At 52.9% G+C, this 16,826-nt stretch carries 18 protein-coding genes, 1 tRNA gene and 1 pseudogene; 10 read left to right on the top strand and 10 right to left on the bottom strand.

Features of this window, described 5'->3' with window-relative positions:
- Nucleotides 1-182: 182 nt before the first annotated feature.
- The 10 genes and pseudogenes from ADK28_RS29335 to ADK28_RS26020 all read left to right on the top strand — a co-directional run bounded on the left by ADK28_RS29335 (nucleotide 183) and on the right by ADK28_RS26020 (nucleotide 7,862).
- Nucleotides 183-764, top strand: coding sequence for a helix-turn-helix domain-containing protein (locus tag ADK28_RS29335; protein WP_053091602.1), 582 nt, complete (start codon nucleotides 183-185; stop codon nucleotides 762-764).
- Between the two features lie 222 nt (nucleotides 765-986).
- A pseudogene (locus ADK28_RS26055) lies at nucleotides 987-1,574 on the top strand (esterase-like activity of phytase family protein); the annotation flags it as partial.
- 98 nt (nucleotides 1,575-1,672) lie between these two features.
- A tRNA-Sec gene (locus ADK28_RS31885) sits at nucleotides 1,673-1,767 on the top strand.
- Between the two features lie 162 nt (nucleotides 1,768-1,929).
- A complete protein-coding gene (locus ADK28_RS26050) occupies nucleotides 1,930-3,105 on the top strand; it encodes a tyrosine-type recombinase/integrase (protein ID WP_048797054.1) in 1,176 nt (391 codons plus the stop codon).
- Nucleotides 3,106-3,868: 763 nt separating this feature from the next.
- A complete protein-coding gene (locus tag ADK28_RS26045) occupies nucleotides 3,869-4,132 on the top strand; it encodes a helix-turn-helix transcriptional regulator (RefSeq protein WP_048797053.1) in 264 nt (87 codons plus the stop codon).
- A complete protein-coding gene (locus tag ADK28_RS26040) occupies nucleotides 4,129-4,374 on the top strand; it encodes a hypothetical protein (protein WP_048797052.1) in 246 nt (81 codons plus the stop codon). Before ADK28_RS26045 ends, ADK28_RS26040 begins: the two co-directional genes overlap by 4 nt.
- A gap of 5 nt (nucleotides 4,375-4,379) precedes the next feature.
- Nucleotides 4,380-4,925, top strand: a complete 546-nt coding sequence (locus ADK28_RS26035; protein ID WP_048797056.1) for a host cell division inhibitor Icd-like protein — start codon at nucleotides 4,380-4,382, stop codon at nucleotides 4,923-4,925.
- Nucleotides 4,922-5,185 carry a hypothetical protein gene (locus ADK28_RS26030; protein ID WP_048797051.1) on the top strand — a complete coding sequence of 88 codons (264 nt, stop codon included), beginning with the start codon at nucleotides 4,922-4,924 and terminating at the stop codon, nucleotides 5,183-5,185. The genes ADK28_RS26035 and ADK28_RS26030 overlap by 4 nt, the downstream gene beginning before the upstream one ends.
- The gene (locus ADK28_RS26025; protein ID WP_033638859.1) at nucleotides 5,182-5,517 is read left to right on the top strand and encodes a DUF5375 family protein; all 336 of its coding nucleotides are present in this window, start codon (nucleotides 5,182-5,184) and stop codon (nucleotides 5,515-5,517) included. Before ADK28_RS26030 ends, ADK28_RS26025 begins: the two co-directional genes overlap by 4 nt.
- A gap of 11 nt (nucleotides 5,518-5,528) precedes the next feature.
- Nucleotides 5,529-7,862, top strand: a complete 2,334-nt coding sequence (locus tag ADK28_RS26020; RefSeq protein ID WP_048797050.1) for a primase-helicase zinc-binding domain-containing protein — start codon at nucleotides 5,529-5,531, stop codon at nucleotides 7,860-7,862.
- Between the two features lie 239 nt (nucleotides 7,863-8,101).
- On the opposite strand, the gene ADK28_RS26015 is transcribed toward ADK28_RS26020, so the two are convergent.
- The 10 genes from ADK28_RS26015 to ADK28_RS25975 form a co-directional block, all read right to left on the bottom strand.
- A complete protein-coding gene (locus tag ADK28_RS26015; protein ID WP_048797049.1) occupies nucleotides 8,102-9,208 on the bottom strand; it encodes an SAVED domain-containing protein in 1,107 nt (368 codons plus the stop codon).
- A 1-nt stretch (nucleotide 9,209) separates the two neighbouring features.
- Nucleotides 9,210-9,764, bottom strand: coding sequence for a 3'-5' exonuclease (locus ADK28_RS26010; RefSeq protein ID WP_048797048.1), 555 nt, complete (start codon nucleotides 9,762-9,764; stop codon nucleotides 9,210-9,212).
- Nucleotides 9,754-10,233: a hypothetical protein gene (locus tag ADK28_RS26005; RefSeq protein ID WP_239686282.1), complete on the bottom strand. Its 480-nt coding sequence runs from the start codon at nucleotides 10,231-10,233 to the stop codon at nucleotides 9,754-9,756. Before ADK28_RS26005 ends, ADK28_RS26010 begins: the two co-directional genes overlap by 11 nt.
- Before the next feature lies 1 nt (nucleotide 10,234).
- Complete coding sequence (locus ADK28_RS26000) at nucleotides 10,235-11,461, bottom strand: nucleotidyltransferase domain-containing protein (RefSeq protein ID WP_048797046.1); 1,227 nt, start codon at nucleotides 11,459-11,461, stop codon at nucleotides 10,235-10,237.
- A gap of 135 nt (nucleotides 11,462-11,596) precedes the next feature.
- Complete coding sequence (locus ADK28_RS25995; RefSeq protein ID WP_048797045.1) at nucleotides 11,597-11,881, bottom strand: DUF3892 domain-containing protein; 285 nt, start codon at nucleotides 11,879-11,881, stop codon at nucleotides 11,597-11,599.
- 455 nt (nucleotides 11,882-12,336) lie between these two features.
- Complete coding sequence (locus tag ADK28_RS25990; RefSeq protein WP_239686281.1) at nucleotides 12,337-13,725, bottom strand: FKBP-type peptidyl-prolyl cis-trans isomerase N-terminal domain-containing protein; 1,389 nt, start codon at nucleotides 13,723-13,725, stop codon at nucleotides 12,337-12,339.
- A complete protein-coding gene (locus ADK28_RS25985; RefSeq protein WP_048797044.1) occupies nucleotides 13,722-14,114 on the bottom strand; it encodes a hypothetical protein in 393 nt (130 codons plus the stop codon). Before ADK28_RS25985 ends, ADK28_RS25990 begins: the two co-directional genes overlap by 4 nt.
- Before the next feature lie 2 nt (nucleotides 14,115-14,116).
- Nucleotides 14,117-14,761, bottom strand: coding sequence for a response regulator transcription factor (locus ADK28_RS25980; RefSeq protein WP_048797043.1), 645 nt, complete (start codon nucleotides 14,759-14,761; stop codon nucleotides 14,117-14,119).
- 341 nt (nucleotides 14,762-15,102) lie between these two features.
- Nucleotides 15,103-15,432 carry a hypothetical protein gene (locus ADK28_RS30690; RefSeq protein WP_161802733.1) on the bottom strand — a complete coding sequence of 110 codons (330 nt, stop codon included), beginning with the start codon at nucleotides 15,430-15,432 and terminating at the stop codon, nucleotides 15,103-15,105.
- A 162-nt stretch (nucleotides 15,433-15,594) separates the two neighbouring features.
- Nucleotides 15,595-16,392, bottom strand: a complete 798-nt coding sequence (locus tag ADK28_RS25975) for a winged helix-turn-helix domain-containing protein (protein ID WP_048797042.1) — start codon at nucleotides 16,390-16,392, stop codon at nucleotides 15,595-15,597.
- Nucleotides 16,393-16,826: the final 434 nt, after the last annotated feature.

The raw sequence follows: 16,826 nt of genomic DNA, 5'->3' as shown, positions 1-16,826 counted from the left end.
TTCGATTACCCTAAAAAGTTAACCGTGCGGATAATCCTCTGGGGTTATCCGTTGGGATAAGTATTGATCCAAATATAGCTCGTGTAAAGCAAAAATAGCCCTTTCTTTGTATTTTTTGCCCACCGCTTTTGCGTTGCTTATATTTTTATTAAAAATCAAGTGGTTAAGGAGAAAAGAAAAAAATGAATTCAAAAGCAAATGAATTTGCTTTTCCTGATGGTGGAAAAGAAAGCTTCAAAGATAGGCTGCAGCAACTTATCGGCAGCAGAAGTGTGCGCGCAGCAGCTAAGGACTGGAACCTGCCCACCTCCACTATTAACAACTATCTACACAAGGGTACTGAACCTGCGCTGAAAGTTGTGCTGGCCGTGGCAGAAGCAGAAGGAGTGAGCCTAGAATGGCTGGCTACCGGGCTAAATAAAGATGAAAACAATTCCAATAAAGTCCAGCATAACCACGAAGGTCAAAATTCTACTCTCCACCACCCCGATAGCGATTACCAGTGGTTTAAGGTGATTTGGGACAGTCTTGAACAGCATGAGAGGCATCGCCTATCCCGCTTACTTGGCCGCAAAGGTGCTGATGTACTGACTTTGCTGCTAGAGGAACATGCGCTAGATATTCTCAAGCTGTCTGGCGATGTACGCGAAGCAGCTCTACTGCTCGAAAAATTACCAGAAAGTGAATTGAGAGAGATTTTGCGTAAATATCGTGGGGTTACGAATGACCAAAGTGTAAGCGTAGAACAGAAACAAGCCGTTTGAATGGCTCCCGTTGATGATACCCATCACAATTATTCAAACGGCTTTTAAAACGTTTTAAACCCCGCTCAAAAAATGCAGAATAAATCATAAAAAAAGACATTTTCGCTCATTTTTAAAATCGCAGTGCAGAATCCCTAAACTCCCCTGAATCCCGCGTCACGTAAGGCTTTATTGCCCAACCCGAGGTTGCCCCGAACAGTGCTAAAATGATTGCCACCCCACAACGGCAGCAAGCTGTATCCGCTGCTGGAAGGGGCGCTGTGGGACGGCGAGCAGTTCGAGAACGTCGGCGGCAAACGCTACCTGCGGGTGCTGGAGTTTGACGTGAAACAGCAGGCCTGGACCGGCCGCAGCTGGCAGTACGTGCTGGAAGACAACCAGAACGCCATCGGCGACTTTAACATGATCGACGCCACCCACGGGCTGGTGATCGAGCGCGACAACGGCGAAGGCACGCCGGATAAAGCCTGCGCCGCCGGCGCGCCGACCGACAACTGCTTCAGCCAGGTGGCCAAGTTCAAGCGGGTGTATAAAATCGCCTTCTCGGACGCCAACGTCGGCAAACCGGTCGAAAAACTGGGCTATATCGACCTGATGAACATTCAGGATCCGAACAAGCTGGCGCGCAAGCCGCTGAACGACGGCGTGCTGACCTTCCCGTTCTTCACTATTGAGAACGTGGACGTGGTGGACGCCAACCACATCATCGTCGGCAACGACAACAACTTCCCGTTCTCCTCCAGCCGCCAGCCCAATATGGCGGATGACAACGAGTTCATCCTGCTGGACGTGAAGGATTTCCTGAAGTAGCGCTCCCCGGCCGCCGAATCGCCGGCGGCCGCCATTTCCCGCTTAGCGCAGCGAACAAACTGCGCTATAATCAGCGCCTTGCTTCTTCTCTTCTCCAAGGAAGATCCTCGTCCCCGGTGGGGCGGCCGGACTTCAAATCCGGTTGGGGCCGCCAGCGGTCCTGGACAGGTTCGACTCCTGTGATCTTCCGCCAAAGATTGTCCGGGTAGTTCCTGAAAAGTCCATTAAAATGCATAAAATCAATTGATTATGTGATTTTGTTGTCCGCTGGTGTCCGTGCGTTACCGCCTGAATCCGAGAAAAATGTGTATAATGGTGCGTATAATATTTTTATACACAGAATCCACTTATACACATGCTTCTAACTGACATACAAATTCGACGCTCCAAACCGCAGGAAAAGCCCTACACCCTCAACGACGGTCAAGGCCTGTCCCTCCTTATCAATCCTGACGGAAGTAAAGGCTGGCGTTTTCGCTATCGCTATGCAGGAAAAGCCAAGCTGATGTCCTTTGGCACCTACCCCTTGGTAACGTTGGCCGACGCACGAGAAAAACGCGGGGGGGCCCGTAAGCAAGTTGCTAATGGCATTGACCCTGTAGCTGAGAAAAAGGCACAAAAGCTCGCTCAGAAGCTTTCTGTCGAGAATTCTTTTGAAGCAATTAGCCGCGAGTGGCACAAGCACAAGGCTGATCGGTGGACTTTGGCCTATAGGGAAGAAATCATGCGTACCTTTGAACAGGATGTGTTTCCGTATATTGGTCAACGCCCCATTGCCGAAATTAAGCCCTTAGAGCTGCTGGAAGTGCTACGGCGCATTGAGAAGCGCGGGGCATTGGAGAAGACCCGTAAGGTTCGCCAGCGCTGCGGAGAGGTCTTTCGCTACGCAATAATTACCGGTAGGGCGGAGTATAACCCAGCCCCAGATCTCGCCAGTGCGCTGGCCGTGCCTAAGCAAAAGCACCATCCGTTCCTCTCGGCTGAGGAATTACCTTACTTTGTTAAGGACTTGGAAGGGTATACCGGCAGCATCATCACTAAAAATGCAGCGAAGATCGTTATGCTGACCGGAGTCCGTACGCAAGAAATGCGTTTTGCCACATGGGAAGAAATCGATTTTGAGCGTGCTATCTGGGAGATTCCCGCCGAACGCATGAAAATGCGCCGCCCGCACATTGTACCGCTCTCTACTCAGGCGGTTGAATTGCTTAAACAGCTACAACCGATCACAGGTCACTATCCTTACATTTTCATTGGACGAAACAATCGCAGGAAACCCATAAGTAAAGAAAGCGTGAATCAGGTAATAGAGCTGCTGGGGTATAAGGGGCGAGCCACCGGTCACGGTTTCAGGCATACGATGTCTACTATTTTGCATGAGCAAGGGTTTGACTCTGCCTGGATAGAGATGCAGCTTGCCCACGTGGACAAAAACGGCATTCGTGGCACTTACAACCATGCCCAGTACCTTGAGAAGCGTCGTGACATGTTGCAGTGGTACGCCGATTTTATCTCGGGCCTTGCTCGCTAGAAAATGCCGCCAATAAATCGTTAAAACCCCCTGGCGCGCAATGCTACCCCCGCCTCGCCTGCGCGCTTTCTGTGTCGCTTTTCATGCACCCGCATGAGGGGGCGCAGGCCGCGCCAATACTGGGGCGGCGGGGGATAAAAAATGCATCTTCCCTCATGCAAAATCATGCACCCTATGCATGCACGCGTGATTTGACACCCGCTAGCCAGAAAAAAAGCCCTTTTTGATGACGGGGTGAGAGGGTGTTGCGCTTGGCGTTGCCGTATGTCACCGCGAACCGGTGACCGAGTGGCGTTTCTGACGTGGAGGGATTGCGCCGAGCGCTGGTGATAATCACATCAGGGTGTTTTTAGTTTTATATATAACTCTTCATACTGTTCACCAAAATAAAAAAGTAGATATAAATCAGTGTTTAGTAGGGTGATGAGTAGCAGCTGTACCCGTTCACCCGGTGTTCATACCTGTTCACCGGCTCTCGCGAGGCCTTTTCCCTGGCGAGCCGGTATTTGGCAGTTTTTCCCTATTAATCAACCGCCCATTCATCGCTCAGGTTTTTCGGCCGGTTTGCCAACAAAGGTCAATAAATGCCAATAAAGGCCAATATCGGCCAACGTTGTCCACTTGATTGAAAAGTAAGCATAAAACCTGTTCCACCACACAACAACACCTTGTTGCCGCCCCGGTAAATATTCACATAATAGGGCGCTACCGAAGTTCACACAGTCCCGGCCAGCGTTGGCCGGACACAAAGAGGTAGCGTTTTATGTTGACCGTTTCCACCCCCGCCCCATCCACTCTGTCGCCGGTACTTCCTGGCAGTTACACTCCGCGCGAGCGCTTTATCCGCCTGCCGGAAGTGCTCTACACCACCGGCCTGTCCCGCTCCACCGTGTACGAGATGATGAGCCGCAAGCAGTTCCCGGCCCAGGTCTCCCTCGGCGGTAAAAACGTCGCCTGGCTGGCCTCCGAGGTCGAGCAGTGGATGGACGAACGTATCGCCAACCGTCATCAGGGGGCCGCCGCATGATGCAGTTAACCTTGGGTCGCCAGCGTTTCACCCTTGATGAGCGCGACGCGCTGTTTGTGGCGGAAGCTATCCTGTTGCAGCGTAAAGAGCCTGGCGTCGTCTTGCCGGAGCACCGTAGCGAAAAACACGGCGTTATTCGTCTGGCGAGTCGCCAGGCCGAGTCGCATCTGTTCCTGGCCGGGCCGGTGCCGCTGACTTGCGCGGCGGCCGATACCCGCAACGACCAATTGATCGACTGTTGATCACTATGCGATCGATTGAACGTCCGGGGGCGTCTTACGGCTTGCCCCCGCGTCCGGCCCTGCGCTATAGTCCTCCGGCTGCCGCAAAATCGGCAGCCGGGCGTAGGAACCCGAGTTACTTCAAGGCGACACAACACGCGCCAGGCGTGTTTTTTTATGTCGTAGCCTTTGTGCGCTCATTTTTTGCGCGGTGGATGTTATGCTATCGCAGCAATCAATCAATGGTGGCTCAGGCGGGGCAGCCTTCGGGCTGGCCGGTTCCCTTGAAGGCCGGTATTCCTACCCCCGTCTGGGCTACCACCCATAAGTGTAGGAACTTCGGTGGTAGCAATAACCTTTACTTCAAGGAGGCTGCCACCATGGCTACGACCCTCACCCCGACTCACCCTACATTCTGCTTTTTGTTTGCGGCCGTACGCCGTTCTGCGCTGACGGCTTCGCCGCGTATCGTGCGCACCGTGGCGGATTCTGAGCGCAACGCCCGCCGCGTGCTGGCTCGTGATTACGTGTTGTCCTTTGCCGGTCGTCTGCCGGTTAAGGCGGTAGCATGAATACCCTGGCCGACCGTTACTATCGTGACACCCATTACCCTATCCCGCACGCCGATTTTCTGCGTCTCCAGCATGCGCACGCCACCGGCGTGCTGTTCCTCGACCTACTGGACACCCTCGACCTCGGCGGGCAGCGCCCCGATGCCGTGCAACAGGCCTCGCTCGCCTCGGTCATTGCCTTGCTGACCGACCAGCTCGGCCACGTCGTCAATACCTGTGAAACCCAAATTCTTGCTCGCATGGAGGCCACCGCCGAATGAATACTTCATCCTGTTTACCGATTGAAGTCCGTACCGCCGTTTTCCGCCGCGCCGTGGCGCAGGCCTATCTGGACACCTGCGCCTTTTACCGGGTGAGCCTCGGGTACACGCTGGACGAGCTGCAGATGACGATTGCTCTGCGCCTGGAGGGGCACTTTGTGCGTCAGTATGGCGCAGAAGATGGCATGGACATGGCGTGCACCATGCTAAGCGACATGGTACAGCCGGACGTTCTGGTGGCCGCGCCGCGCCTGACCGCGCTGGGGCAAAAGATGATGGACGAGCTGTGTTGCGAGCGCCTGTCGGCATCGCAGAACGCCACCGTACACTGAGGAGAGAAAGGATGAGCGCCCAGTTCGTTTCCCAGACCGTACGCACCGCCACCGGCCACTGGCCGGTGATACTTCCGGCTCTCGGCATTACCTTGCAACCGAACGGCAAGCCGCAGCCGTGTCCAACCTGCGGCGGTAAAGACCGCTTCCGCTTCGACAACCAGGACGGGCGCGGCACCTGGTTCTGCAATCAGTGCGGGGCCGGTGACGGCCTAAACCTGGTGGAAAAAGCCCTGTCGCTGTCTGCCCGAGCTGCTGCCGAACAGGTGGCTGCCGTGATGGGGGATAGCGCCAGCGCCTTGCCACCGGCCGCTGAGAGCAGTCATTCACCACAAGACAAGGCCGAGGCCCAGCGCAAAGCCGCGCGACAGGCACAGGCTCTGGTGGCTGCCGCGCAACCTCAGACCGGCAATGCCTACCTGAGCGCCAAAGGCTGGCCGGAGGTGGACACCCTGACCTTGCAGGGCCAGCCGCTGCGCGTCGGCGGTATCACCTTCCAGCCCGGTGACCTCTTGCTGCTACTGCACAATGCCGGGGGAGAAGTGGTTAACGTGCAGCTGATTAACGCCGCCGGTGACAAGCGCATGTTGGCAGGCGGGCAGGTGAAAGCCGCCTGCCACACCCTCTGCGGCCCAGACAACGCGGTTATCTGGCTCACCGAGGGCTACGCCACCGGCCTTACCGTGCACCGCCTGACCGGTGAGACGGTGTGCGTGGCGCTCAGCGCCAACAACCTGACGGCGGTGGCGAAGCAGCTACGCAGCCACTACCCGGATGCGCGGCTGCTGCTGGCGGCCGATAATGACCGCAGCGGCACCGGGCAGACCCGCGCCGCCGAGGCGGCCACACTCACCGGCGGCACTCCGGCACTGCCGCCCACAGAGGGCGACTGGAACGATATTTACTGCCAGCAAGGCGCTGAGGCCACGCGTGCGCAGCTCCAGGCGTTCAGCCAGCCGTCGCAGCCGAGTCCGTTCGACACGCTGAGCGATGCTGACCTCAAAGCCATGAGCGCCAGCGAGAAGGCCGAACTGCTGGCCGAGCACTACGGCAACACCCTGGCGGTGCCGCCGGTGGGGGAAGAGCTGTGCCGCTATACGCGTGGCGCCTGGCAGGTGCTGCCGCACCGACAGCTGAGCCGGGAAATTGCCGCGCTGTTCCAGAAGGTGCGCGCGCCGTTCTCCGCCGCCGGTATCAACAGCATTTTGGACACCCTCAAGCTGATGGTGCCGCAGATGGGCGACCCGGCCCGCCGGTTGATTGGTTTTCGTAACGGGGTATTCGATACTGTCAGCGGGCAGTTCAGCGCCCACCGCCAGGAGCACTGGCTGCGCACCGTCAACAGCGTAGACTACACGCCGCCGCGCGCCGGGGAGAACCTGGCCGACCATGCGCCGCACTTCTGGCAATGGCTGACGCGGGCTGCCGGGAGCAATCACGACAAACAGGAGCGTATTCTCGCGGCGCTCTTTATGGTGCTGGCCAACCGTTACGACTGGCAGCTGTTCCTCGAAGTGACCGGCCCCGGCGGCAGCGGCAAGAGCGTAATGGCGGCCATCGCCCGGCTGTTGGCCGGAGCAGATAACACCACCTCCGCCACCATCGACAACCTGGAGTCGGCGCGCGAACGGGCCAGCGTGGTCGGTTACTCGCTGATACTCCTGCCTGACCAGGAGAAGTGGAGCGGTGACGGCGCGGGCATCAAGGCCATCACCGGCGGCGATGCGGTCGCCATCGACCCGAAATACCGCGACGCTTACGCCGCTTACATCCCGGCGGTGATACTGGCGGTCAACAACAACCCGATGCAGTTCAGTGACCGCAGCGGTGGGGTCTCCCGCAGGCGGGTGATTATTACCTTCCCGGAGACGATACCGCTGGCCGAACGCGACCCGTTGCTGCTGGACAAAATCACCGGCGAGCTGGCGGTGATTGTGCGCCACCTGATGCAGCGCTTCGCCAACCAGAACGAGGCCCGCACCCTGCTTCAGGCGCAGCAGAGCTCGGACGAGGCGCTGACCATCAAGCGCCAGGCCGATCCGCTGGTTGATTTTTGTGGCTACCTGACAGTACTGGGCACCGCAGAAGGGATGATGATCGGCAACGCCAATATCACCCCAGCCAACCCGCGCCGCTACCTGTACCACGCCTACCTGTCGTTTATGGCGGCCAGGGGCTACCAACACGTGATGAACCTGACGGCCTTTGGCCTGGCGGTGCCGCAAACGCTGAGAGAGTATGAGAAAACCCTGCTCAAGCGTAAAACCCGACTGGGCATGCAAACCAACGTGGTGTTGAGTGAAGAGTGTGAAGCGGACTGGCTGCCGAAGTGCGGGGCGGTGTGATGATGAGCATGACGATCGGCCGGGCCGATCAATCGCCCTTTATTGATCTGCCGAACCCATTGGACGCTCGCTCGTCGCACCGCTTATAGTGGCAGTGAAAAATACGCAGCAACACCAGGGTATTACCCGACCGCAGCGCGGCCGGTATCATAATGACAAGCGCTCCCAAACCGGCTCAGGCCGGTTTTTTATATCCTCGTTTCGCCCCCCCTATGCTGAACCACAGGACTGCCCGACAGTCAGTCGGATGAGGGAACGACGGGAGGCTTAACCACCGCGCCCCGGCGTTGTCCCTGTGTAGGCATCACCACCCCCCAGGGATAGGCCGGCTGCTGGGCTTTCTCATACTGATAAACAATGAGCTGCGCCAGATTGCGGTGGTCATAACGGCGGCCGAAATTGAGTGCAATGCTGCTGGGGGCGGCCAAAATCACGTGGATGCGTTCGGCGCCACACGCCGTCAGCATTTTGACCTGTTCGATAAATTGCAGCGCCAGCCGGGTTTGTTTGGACAGCGACCAGTGATTACCGAGCGTTGTGGCGTTCAGTGAAAGATGCGACAACGGGTAGGTGGGGAACGTTTGGCGTATGGCGGCAATGTCCGCCTGGTAGGACACCGAGACCGCCAGCACCACATCTTTAGCCGTTGAGGTGACGAGGCTTTCCATCAGGGTAAAATCGGCGCGGTCATCATCGGCATTGTTGTCAATCAGCCGCCAGGCCTCTTGCGCTCTATCCCAGTCATAGACGCAGACCGGGCCATTGTCATCGAGAATGGCGCCAATGTAGAAGGTGAACGGAACCGGCAATTGCCCGCCATACACCAGTGTCAGATCCTGATGATCGATACCGTCAATGCGGGTGGCGATATTGCTGGCCAGCGTGCTGATATTGTCGTCAAAGGCCTCTTCCGGGTGACTGATTTCGCCATCCCGTATCCGCTGCGTCATATCGAGGGTTAATGCGTCTATCTTTCCGTTGAAATGACGAGGTACCGTTTTATGCAGCGGCGTGGTCGCGACTTTCCGCAGCGCTCTCCCTTCGATAACCACCACCTTTTTGCGCACCGTGATTTTAGCCTCCTGGTAAGCGTCGACCAGCAGCCAGACAAATCCCCCCAGAATGATGAATGCCGCCACGAAATTGATGAAATAGTCCGTGATGACATTCCCTTCGGAGACGGCCAGCGAGAAGCGGGCATCGCCTTTCTCCAGCGTTAACGCCTTCCCCAGCGAGCTGTTCACACTCAGGATCCCGGCGCCGAGCAGCATGATGAGGTATTGAATTTTCCGCTGGCGCGTTTTCCAGTCGATCAGCTTGATCAGAATATACTTTATCGTTTCCATGTCAGAGCTTCTCCCTCATGTACTCTTTTATCTTCAAAAACATCTCGGCCTGATACAGCGCGTCATCCAGTGCGTTGTGGCTGCCGTGATTTTTGAGATTAAACCGGGCGTCGATACGGCTGGAGCGGGTGTCCTGCCAGCCGCAGCCGGTGGCCCCCATGTACAGGGCCTTGATATCGAGGGCGGCAAAGCCAAACGGGTTATGGCCGAGATAAACGTGAAAGTAGTAATTAATGAATGACCAGTCGAACGCCGCATTGAAACCGACGAAAATCGGTTGATGCGTTGTATCGGTGACGGACGTGACCCAGTGGGCAAATTGCTGCATGGCCGCTTTCGGATCGATGCCGCGGGCTATTTGGGTCTGCAGATTGAAACCGGTGACGGCCAGCGCTTCAGGGTCGTAATGCAGATTCAGCGGCTGCACTTCAATGTAAAAGCGTTCCGCCGGGCTGTCGATGACGCAGGCGCCAATAGAGAGCAGGCTGCACACGCCGGGGATGGGCCCGGCGGTTTCAATATCGACCGAGATAAAGCCTTCATGTTCAACGCTCATTTTTAACCTCGCTGGTGCGTGGGTGCTTGCCGCCGCCTTCCCAGTCGCGGGTGTGCAGCCACTGTTCAAAATAAAACAGCCAGAGCGACGCCCAGGGAATGATCGTGTCGCTGATTCTTAACTGGGCGCGCCATTCGCTGAGCCCATCGTCGGCCTGTGAGCCAGGCAAAAACAGGCACAGCCTGGCGCCGGGAATATGCTTATCGGCGAGATACAGGTGCGGGATGGCCCGCGTACCGGCCAACGCGAAGAGATCCGGTTCTGTTACCACGCAAATGGGAGCGGTGCCGAGGCCGTATCGAATCGTGACCTTGTAGCGGCGACTGAATAGCGAGGGTTGCAGCCACCCTTCCCAAAGCAACGTACGGTCTTTACCGCTAATCAACAGCCGTTCATGCGGGCCGCCGGCTTTCAACGCGTGATATTGCTGGGCGAGGGACAGCGGTTTGCGGTGATACTTGATAACCACGTTACTCACCGTAGAAGGTGTTTTTAGGCACGCTGGCATGGGCCGCCGTACTGGCGAGGCCGGTGGTGATCAGCCCACCGGTTCTCTTATCAAGATGCAGGCTGCCTTGCTCTCTGGCTGTTTGCATATGCTCCATCAGACGCTGCCTGACGATATCGACCGGCGTTTTGCCGAAGCTGTCTTCGAGGCTCAGGAACAGGTTATCTTCCCCCACGCTGGCGGCGATGGTATTAAACGTCGTCTGGGCTGCGGCATACCACTGGTAAAAGGTTTCACTGCGCTGAGGGCCCTCATCCTGCTCTGAGCGGTTCCACTTCTCGGCGAAGTTTTCCTCCGGCATGTGCGGGTTGCTGACCTGGATCTCTCCCTGCGTCGACACGATGAAATCCGGCATCAGTTCCAGCACGTCTAACAGGATATCCAGGTCGTTGTCGTAGACGCGCCTGTCAGCAATGATGTGGTTGTAGGCATGGCAAGCCAGCGTGGTGATGATGACCGAAATTGGGCGGCAGCGCTGCTGGAGCTCATCTTGCTCAACCGCCCATTCGTCACGGTGGCGTTTGAGAATTTGTACGATGCGATTAAGCAGTTTTTTATCGGTGTTGTCCGGCAATGGGAGTAACGCCTCGGTGCCCACGCGGCTGGCGGAGTCCGTGAGCAGGGCAATGCGCAGCGGTTGCACGCTGGCGCTGCTCTCGAACCACTCGGCATAACCGCTGGGGTTGGACTCCTTCCAGGCAGTTTTCGCATCAACGACCCACAGCGGCTGGCCTGGATGTTCTGCTGCACCGGTGTGGTCGCGGCCCGGTGTGATATCCAGATGATAATCCCCGGCGTAATTGATGCGAAACCCGCGCGGCAGCTCACTTAATAGCGTTTTGTAGGTTTTATGCGACTCCAGCCGCCGGCGAATGGCTGATATCACGCCGGTATAATCCGCCTGGGTGGCATGGGGCAGATAACAAATCAGGTCAATATCGTATTGCTCTTCATTTTTGGGTTTAACGGTGGTGTTGAGCCGCACGCTGCCCTGCGGGTAAATAACGGCATCTTGCAGTAATGGATCGTCGCCTTCAGACAGGAAGGTGCCGACCCCGTTATAGGCGCTTTCGATGTTGGCATATTGGGTTTTGGTGAGATCCAGCGTTTCAATCATTTGCGATAATAAATCGGCGATACGCTGTTTTTTTCCTGAAGGCAGGTTTCTGGCGGTAGCGGAACCGTACATAGTATTTCCTTATGCTATGGAAGGCCGCTGTACTGCGGGCGTAATAACGCCACAGCGGCCAATAATAAAAAGAGGCGAAGCGATAAGTCGCGGAGGGCCAAGGCCACTGCCGTTAATTATGAAGTTTGGGTTACCTCAGGGGCATTCCGGCAGGCTGAGCAGGTTATTGGGGTGTTCGCCGTCATTTTGCGTCTTGAGGTATTTATTTCCCGCTGCGCTGGTTGAGACAATCACCCAGACGGAATGGCCATTTGCGGTGACCCAAAAACGCCAGGTGCCCGCCTCGATACCAGCAATAGCGTCTGCCTGGGGCAGTGACCAGCGGGTGCCATCGGCATTGACGCCGCCGATAGCCTGGATGCGCTCATGTGCGCTTTGGCGATCGGATTTTCGGATACAGGTGACTTGATGGTCTGACATAACAACTCCTTGGTTAGGGGAATACTTACGCATAGGCGTAAGAGAAAACAGAAATAATGTAGCCGGATAGCCCTTTACGTACCCTGGGTTGAAATCACTGCTATAAATATATAGCCGGCTAATGGTGGTGCATTCAATAGCCAGTCTATTACGGGTGCTGAAGTTTCTAAATATCTGTGGTGTTAATCATGTTTTTTGTCCTCATTAAAGTCAACATCAATATGATGGTTTTTTTGATTTGTTATTATGTGATTTTTATAATTTGAGGGAATAATTTTTATAATTAATATTTATTTTAACAATGCATTGATGGCAGCTCGATTCTGAAGGCTTTTATTTTTGTAATTTAATTTAATTTTTATTAATCGCAATACCGGGTTTTATCTGTCATTGATAGGTTGCGCATCAGACTGATAGCCCTATTAAATTCATGAGAGATATCAGGGCTAGTGGGGCTAGGGCTGTGTTTTAGCTTGAGCGGGTGGGTATACCTCCGCTATGCGCAAGGTGTAAATCATGGTGGCGTTGGGGGGGACGTTAGGTGGATAGCCTTTCTCTCCGTAAGCCTGCTCGGGGGGAACCACCAGGGTCATCGTACCGTGGTTTTTCAGCAGCGAGATGGCCTCTTTAAACAACGGTGGGAAATCCGCCACCGGCTGCGACAGTGTGGCACCAGTCGCTTCCATATCTTGCACCACGGTGCCGTCGACCAGCGTTTCTTTTACCACCACATCCACCGAGGCGGTAGCGGGGATCTGCGCATCGCCCGCATAGTCGATACGGTACCAAAATCCGGATGATGCCTGGTGAACGCGCTGATCTTTCTTGAATTCCCTTAGATAGGCCTCGCCTTTTTGCCGTTGGGTTGCGCTGATTTTTTCTCTTGCGGATACCACTTTTTTCTCGGCGGCGGCCAGGATGTTATTGAGTTCATCATCCGACAACATCCGCTTGCCCGCAAAGGCGTCTGCAATGCCGGCCAATAGCATTCCCTTCTCCGATCTCACTCCCCAACGCTGCCGTTCTTCCTGCATTTGTAAAATTTCCTCTCCCAGGGAAACGCCAGCGGCGTAATCCTCACGCGGTTGTGCGTCTTTGAGCGTATCGGCCGTCACCAGACGGGGGCTTCGCGCTTGCAAAGAAGCCAGGTCGGCTCGCGTATCTGCCAGTTTCTTAACGGTATCATCCAACTCGGTTTGCATCAGTTGGCGTTGCGACTGCAATTCAGCCTGTTGCTCCTGCCGCACCGCGTCGCGCTTTTCTGCTTCAATCAGCAAATTTTTTTGGTGGTTGGTTGCCGCTGATAAGGACAGGTTTTCTGCTTTTACTTTGGATAACTGTTGCTGTAATACCGCCCGATCCTGATCCCACCGCTGCTGTATCTGTATTAGGTTAGCTTTTGCCTGGCGTTCTGTCGGGGTCATCCCCAGAGCCTGGCGCAAGCTTTGCGCCAGTTGGGATAGCGTGGTCCAATCCGGCGTTGCAGTTGCCGTTATGGTGTTTTGCTGCAGATGGGTTATCTGTAATTTTAGCTGGGCTATTTCCGTGCGCTGTTGCTTGATCTCTTTATCCTTAATTCTCCAGGTTTCGCACTGGGGTGGCGGTTTGTTGTTGGGCTTATCTTTCTCGGCGCTTTGGGTTGGGCGTTTTTCGGTGCGAGCGCGCTCCCGCGCGACAGGGGCTTTTTCTGCCGGATAGCTTTTCTCGCTGTATTGCTCGGCAAACTGCAACAAAGCCGGAATATCGGCATTACCCTTGCTTAGTGTCGATGAAGCCGCTGGCAGCAGCATCCCCCCAGCCAGGCAGGCTAAAAAACGGTAGGTCAGCCGTTTCCAGACGATCATTGTATCGCCCCACCGCGTTTCGCCAATTCGGTAAGCAATGCCTGATTAATCTCGGCGCATTGATAGCTCACCTGATAACGATAAAGGGCATCAACGGTCTCTTGTATGTGTTCGTTAACCTGGGGGCGCACACCGGCGTATTGCGAAGCGCCAGACATCAGGTTGTCGAACACCTCTTTTTTAGCCGGGTAATCCGCCGTTTTCAGTCTCCCCAGTGCGTTTAAATTCTGTTGGCACTGCTTTAAATCCTGGGTTTCACGCTTGACCTTTTCATCCTGCAATGTGCTGGCCGAGGCGGCTTTTATCTGCGGCGTTTTGGTGGACTGGCAACCACTGACCAACAGTACGCCCATCAATACCGCGGTGATGGTTAGAGACGAATGGCTCATGTTCAATTTCCTTTTCTTGGTTGGTGGTGGGTTAATCCACCCTGGATCATCCAATGGAGCAGCTCGCTGGTTCGTTTAAAATTCAACTTTTTCATCGCCGCGCGTTTGTGCGAGCTTATGGTCTTCTCCTTAATGCCCAAGACGCTGGCTACGCCGGCATGTGTTTTTCCCTGCTGGAGTTGATGCAAAACTTCTTGCTCACGTGGTGTGAGTGGGGCATGAAGCAAGGTCGCTGAAGTTGGCGGTGATTTTACCGATGCTCTCTGTAAGGAAATTAAGACGTTTTCCATTAACTGCAGAAATAGGCTCACCGATTGATGTCGATAAAGGATATTGGATTTATTAACGTTACGGTATAAGTGCTGCAAATGTGCATCTTTCCTTTCAGCGATGGCGATATACAACGGCTTACTGTTACCGATACACGTCGGGGTGCAGGGAGAGATGAACGTTCCGCAGCGTATTGCCTGAAACACAATGTCTGTTGTTTCCTCTATCTTGTTTTCGAAGAGAGGCTCCATTTTATGATTCGTGTTTTTTAGATGTATGGACAGAGCCATTGTTAATCCCTTGGCATAAAACTTATCATCGTCAATAATGGTAATGCTCAATGTCTCATTTTTATTTAAACTTTTTGTTTTTTTCATCTTGCTCTTTTCCGGTCTATATTCATAACTTTTTGAGGATTTATAATTTGTCTGGGATTTTTATGTTTGTAATACGCCACCGGTATATTTTTTGATGCATGTGGTTCTTGGCTATCCTGAGTGGAACAGTTGCATCGGTAATGCTGTAAACTAACTGACAACTCGCGGTGTACGCAATTTAATAAACTTAACCGGCGTTTAAAAGTGATAAACTCTGGTTTTTATTATTTTTTAGACCTTTAATTGGTCATTCTTGAAAATAATTATTTAATTATTAGTGTTGTTGTGTGGGGGGTATGGCTTAATTATACATGCAATGCATAATTAAGCCTTAAGTAAAATTAATTTTTTTCTAATGCGCAAACAAAATGAGGATTTGATAGCCCTTTGATAAGGTATAAGTTTTTGTTAAATTTTTTTGTTTCCATGTAGAACTCTACACCAGGTGTTTCTGGTAATATATGCCTCTCCCATAGGGCCTCAGGGACATTATCAATTGGGCGGCGCTCTTGCCGGTCTATCGTGGTTTTGGTCAAGCCTGTGAAATCGGATTTTCTCATAGTGATGAAAATTCGCCTGGCAATAACATAATTTTTATCTCCTCCTTGCAACGACCCTACAGCGATTAACTCACTACTTCCTTCATGAGCGGTAATTATATTGATATCCATATTGAGTACTAAGGGGTGCCCATCCTTTGAGAATATTTTTGAACTTACATGGGTGTTACAGCGAAATGGCTTCCAGTTTGAATGGTTAAGGTAAAGAAAAATGCTACCCAAGATGATGAGGGTTAGTATCGAGCAAAAGATAACAATTCTTTTCATTTTATCCTACTTAACCTGTTTGAAGTTGTCACATTTTGTATAGCCCATATCATTGCTCTTGGTGCAAGCGGCCATAAAATGAACTTTAAGTAACTCATTAGCAGGCCGTGTTTCCATATAGTAAATGTCGATGTTGGTTTGTGAGCAATCTATCGCTTCTTCAGTCAGCATCTTTCGTACATATTCTAATTGCCCTGGCTCCTCCTTGCCTTCATCCAGAGTATAGATACGACATTTAGCCTGAATCCCGATGAGCGCACGTTGTTCATGCGTATTTAAAATGCTCCATGCGAACACTGCGGCGGTGACACTCAACACAAGCAGAAATGGCAATACCCGTACATTCATTTTACGTAATGGTTTCTTTGAATTGACGTGCGAATCACTCATTATGATATCTTCGACCGCCGTCTTTTCATTTACTGGCAGCAGTGGCGCAATATCTTCCGCGATAGGTGGTTCTTTTGGCGGTTTGGTTTCCGGATGGATTTCTGCATCCATCTTGAACCCTATACGTGGCACCGTAAGCAGAATATCTTTACTTACTCCGAGCGCTTCAAAGGCTTTTCTCAGTTCACTGATATGGTTGCTTAACGTGGCACTGGATGGAGAGAAGCCAAAATCCTCCCAGACATGTTTGATCAGTGTTTCACGCGTTAACTCCATTCTATTATTCTTTATCAACTCGGTTAACAACCGCGTAGCGGGGTTAGATAACCCTATTGCTAATTGACTGTTGTTTCTAAGCACTAGAGATTTACTTTCCGGATCGAAAACTAGTGTCAAATTTATTATATATTTCATTTGGATACCTCAATAACCCTAGTGCGTAATCTTTAAAATAACCTTTGGTAAGATTAGTCTCATTTAAATTTTAATAGAATCTATGAGAGATTAATAGCGGCAGTCAACTACTTTTGAATAAATTAATTTCCACCAGGGATGACTTTGAAATTAAAGGGGTTTTAGCGTCTAATTTTCATTATTGTATTGTTGTTATATTCTAATTATTTTTGTTTTTTTCTTTGTTTTTGGTGTTTTTATCTAATTTTTTGCAATTAATTAGATTACTTGTCTTTTTTGGTTGGTTGTCTGTACCATTACTTCCAGTTGCCGGTAGCTATGACGTGGTGCGGTGGAAGGAAATATAGACTCATTCCTGCGTACTGAGTTTTATGATTCCGAATAAATGGCGACTTTTTACAAAATGGGAATAGTCCCTAATCAAGGATAAGGAT

The organism is Serratia sp. 506_PEND (genome assembly GCF_001076875.1).
In the GTDB taxonomy this organism is placed as follows: Bacteria; Pseudomonadota; Gammaproteobacteria; order Enterobacterales; family Enterobacteriaceae; genus Serratia; species Serratia marcescens.
This window is presented reverse-complemented; position numbering and strand designations above follow the sequence as displayed.

Excerpts from the sequence above, each read along its gene's own strand:
- ADK28_RS29335 (WP_053091602.1), top strand. The coding sequence starts at position 183 with ATGAATTCAAAAGCAAATGAATTTGCTTTTCCTGATGGTGGAAAAGAA.
- ADK28_RS26050 (WP_048797054.1), top strand. The coding sequence starts at position 1,930 with ATGCTTCTAACTGACATACAAATTCGACGCTCCAAACCGCAGGAAAAG.
- ADK28_RS26045 (WP_048797053.1), top strand. The coding sequence starts at position 3,869 with ATGTTGACCGTTTCCACCCCCGCCCCATCCACTCTGTCGCCGGTACTT.
- ADK28_RS26040 (WP_048797052.1), top strand. The coding sequence starts at position 4,129 with ATGATGCAGTTAACCTTGGGTCGCCAGCGTTTCACCCTTGATGAGCGC.
- ADK28_RS26035 (WP_048797056.1), top strand. The coding sequence starts at position 4,380 with ATGCGATCGATTGAACGTCCGGGGGCGTCTTACGGCTTGCCCCCGCGT.
- ADK28_RS26030 (WP_048797051.1), top strand. The coding sequence starts at position 4,922 with ATGAATACCCTGGCCGACCGTTACTATCGTGACACCCATTACCCTATC.
- ADK28_RS26025 (WP_033638859.1), top strand. The coding sequence starts at position 5,182 with ATGAATACTTCATCCTGTTTACCGATTGAAGTCCGTACCGCCGTTTTC.
- ADK28_RS26020 (WP_048797050.1), top strand. The coding sequence starts at position 5,529 with ATGAGCGCCCAGTTCGTTTCCCAGACCGTACGCACCGCCACCGGCCAC.
- ADK28_RS26015 (WP_048797049.1), bottom strand. The coding sequence starts at position 9,208 with ATGGAAACGATAAAGTATATTCTGATCAAGCTGATCGACTGGAAAACG.
- ADK28_RS26010 (WP_048797048.1), bottom strand. The coding sequence starts at position 9,764 with ATGAGCGTTGAACATGAAGGCTTTATCTCGGTCGATATTGAAACCGCC.
- ADK28_RS26000 (WP_048797046.1), bottom strand. The coding sequence starts at position 11,461 with ATGTACGGTTCCGCTACCGCCAGAAACCTGCCTTCAGGAAAAAAACAG.
- ADK28_RS25995 (WP_048797045.1), bottom strand. The coding sequence starts at position 11,881 with ATGTCAGACCATCAAGTCACCTGTATCCGAAAATCCGATCGCCAAAGC.
- ADK28_RS25990 (WP_239686281.1), bottom strand. The coding sequence starts at position 13,725 with ATGATCGTCTGGAAACGGCTGACCTACCGTTTTTTAGCCTGCCTGGCT.
- ADK28_RS25985 (WP_048797044.1), bottom strand. The coding sequence starts at position 14,114 with ATGAGCCATTCGTCTCTAACCATCACCGCGGTATTGATGGGCGTACTG.
- ADK28_RS25980 (WP_048797043.1), bottom strand. The coding sequence starts at position 14,761 with ATGAAAAAAACAAAAAGTTTAAATAAAAATGAGACATTGAGCATTACC.
- ADK28_RS30690 (WP_161802733.1), bottom strand. The coding sequence starts at position 15,432 with ATGGATATCAATATAATTACCGCTCATGAAGGAAGTAGTGAGTTAATC.
- ADK28_RS25975 (WP_048797042.1), bottom strand. The coding sequence starts at position 16,392 with ATGAAATATATAATAAATTTGACACTAGTTTTCGATCCGGAAAGTAAA.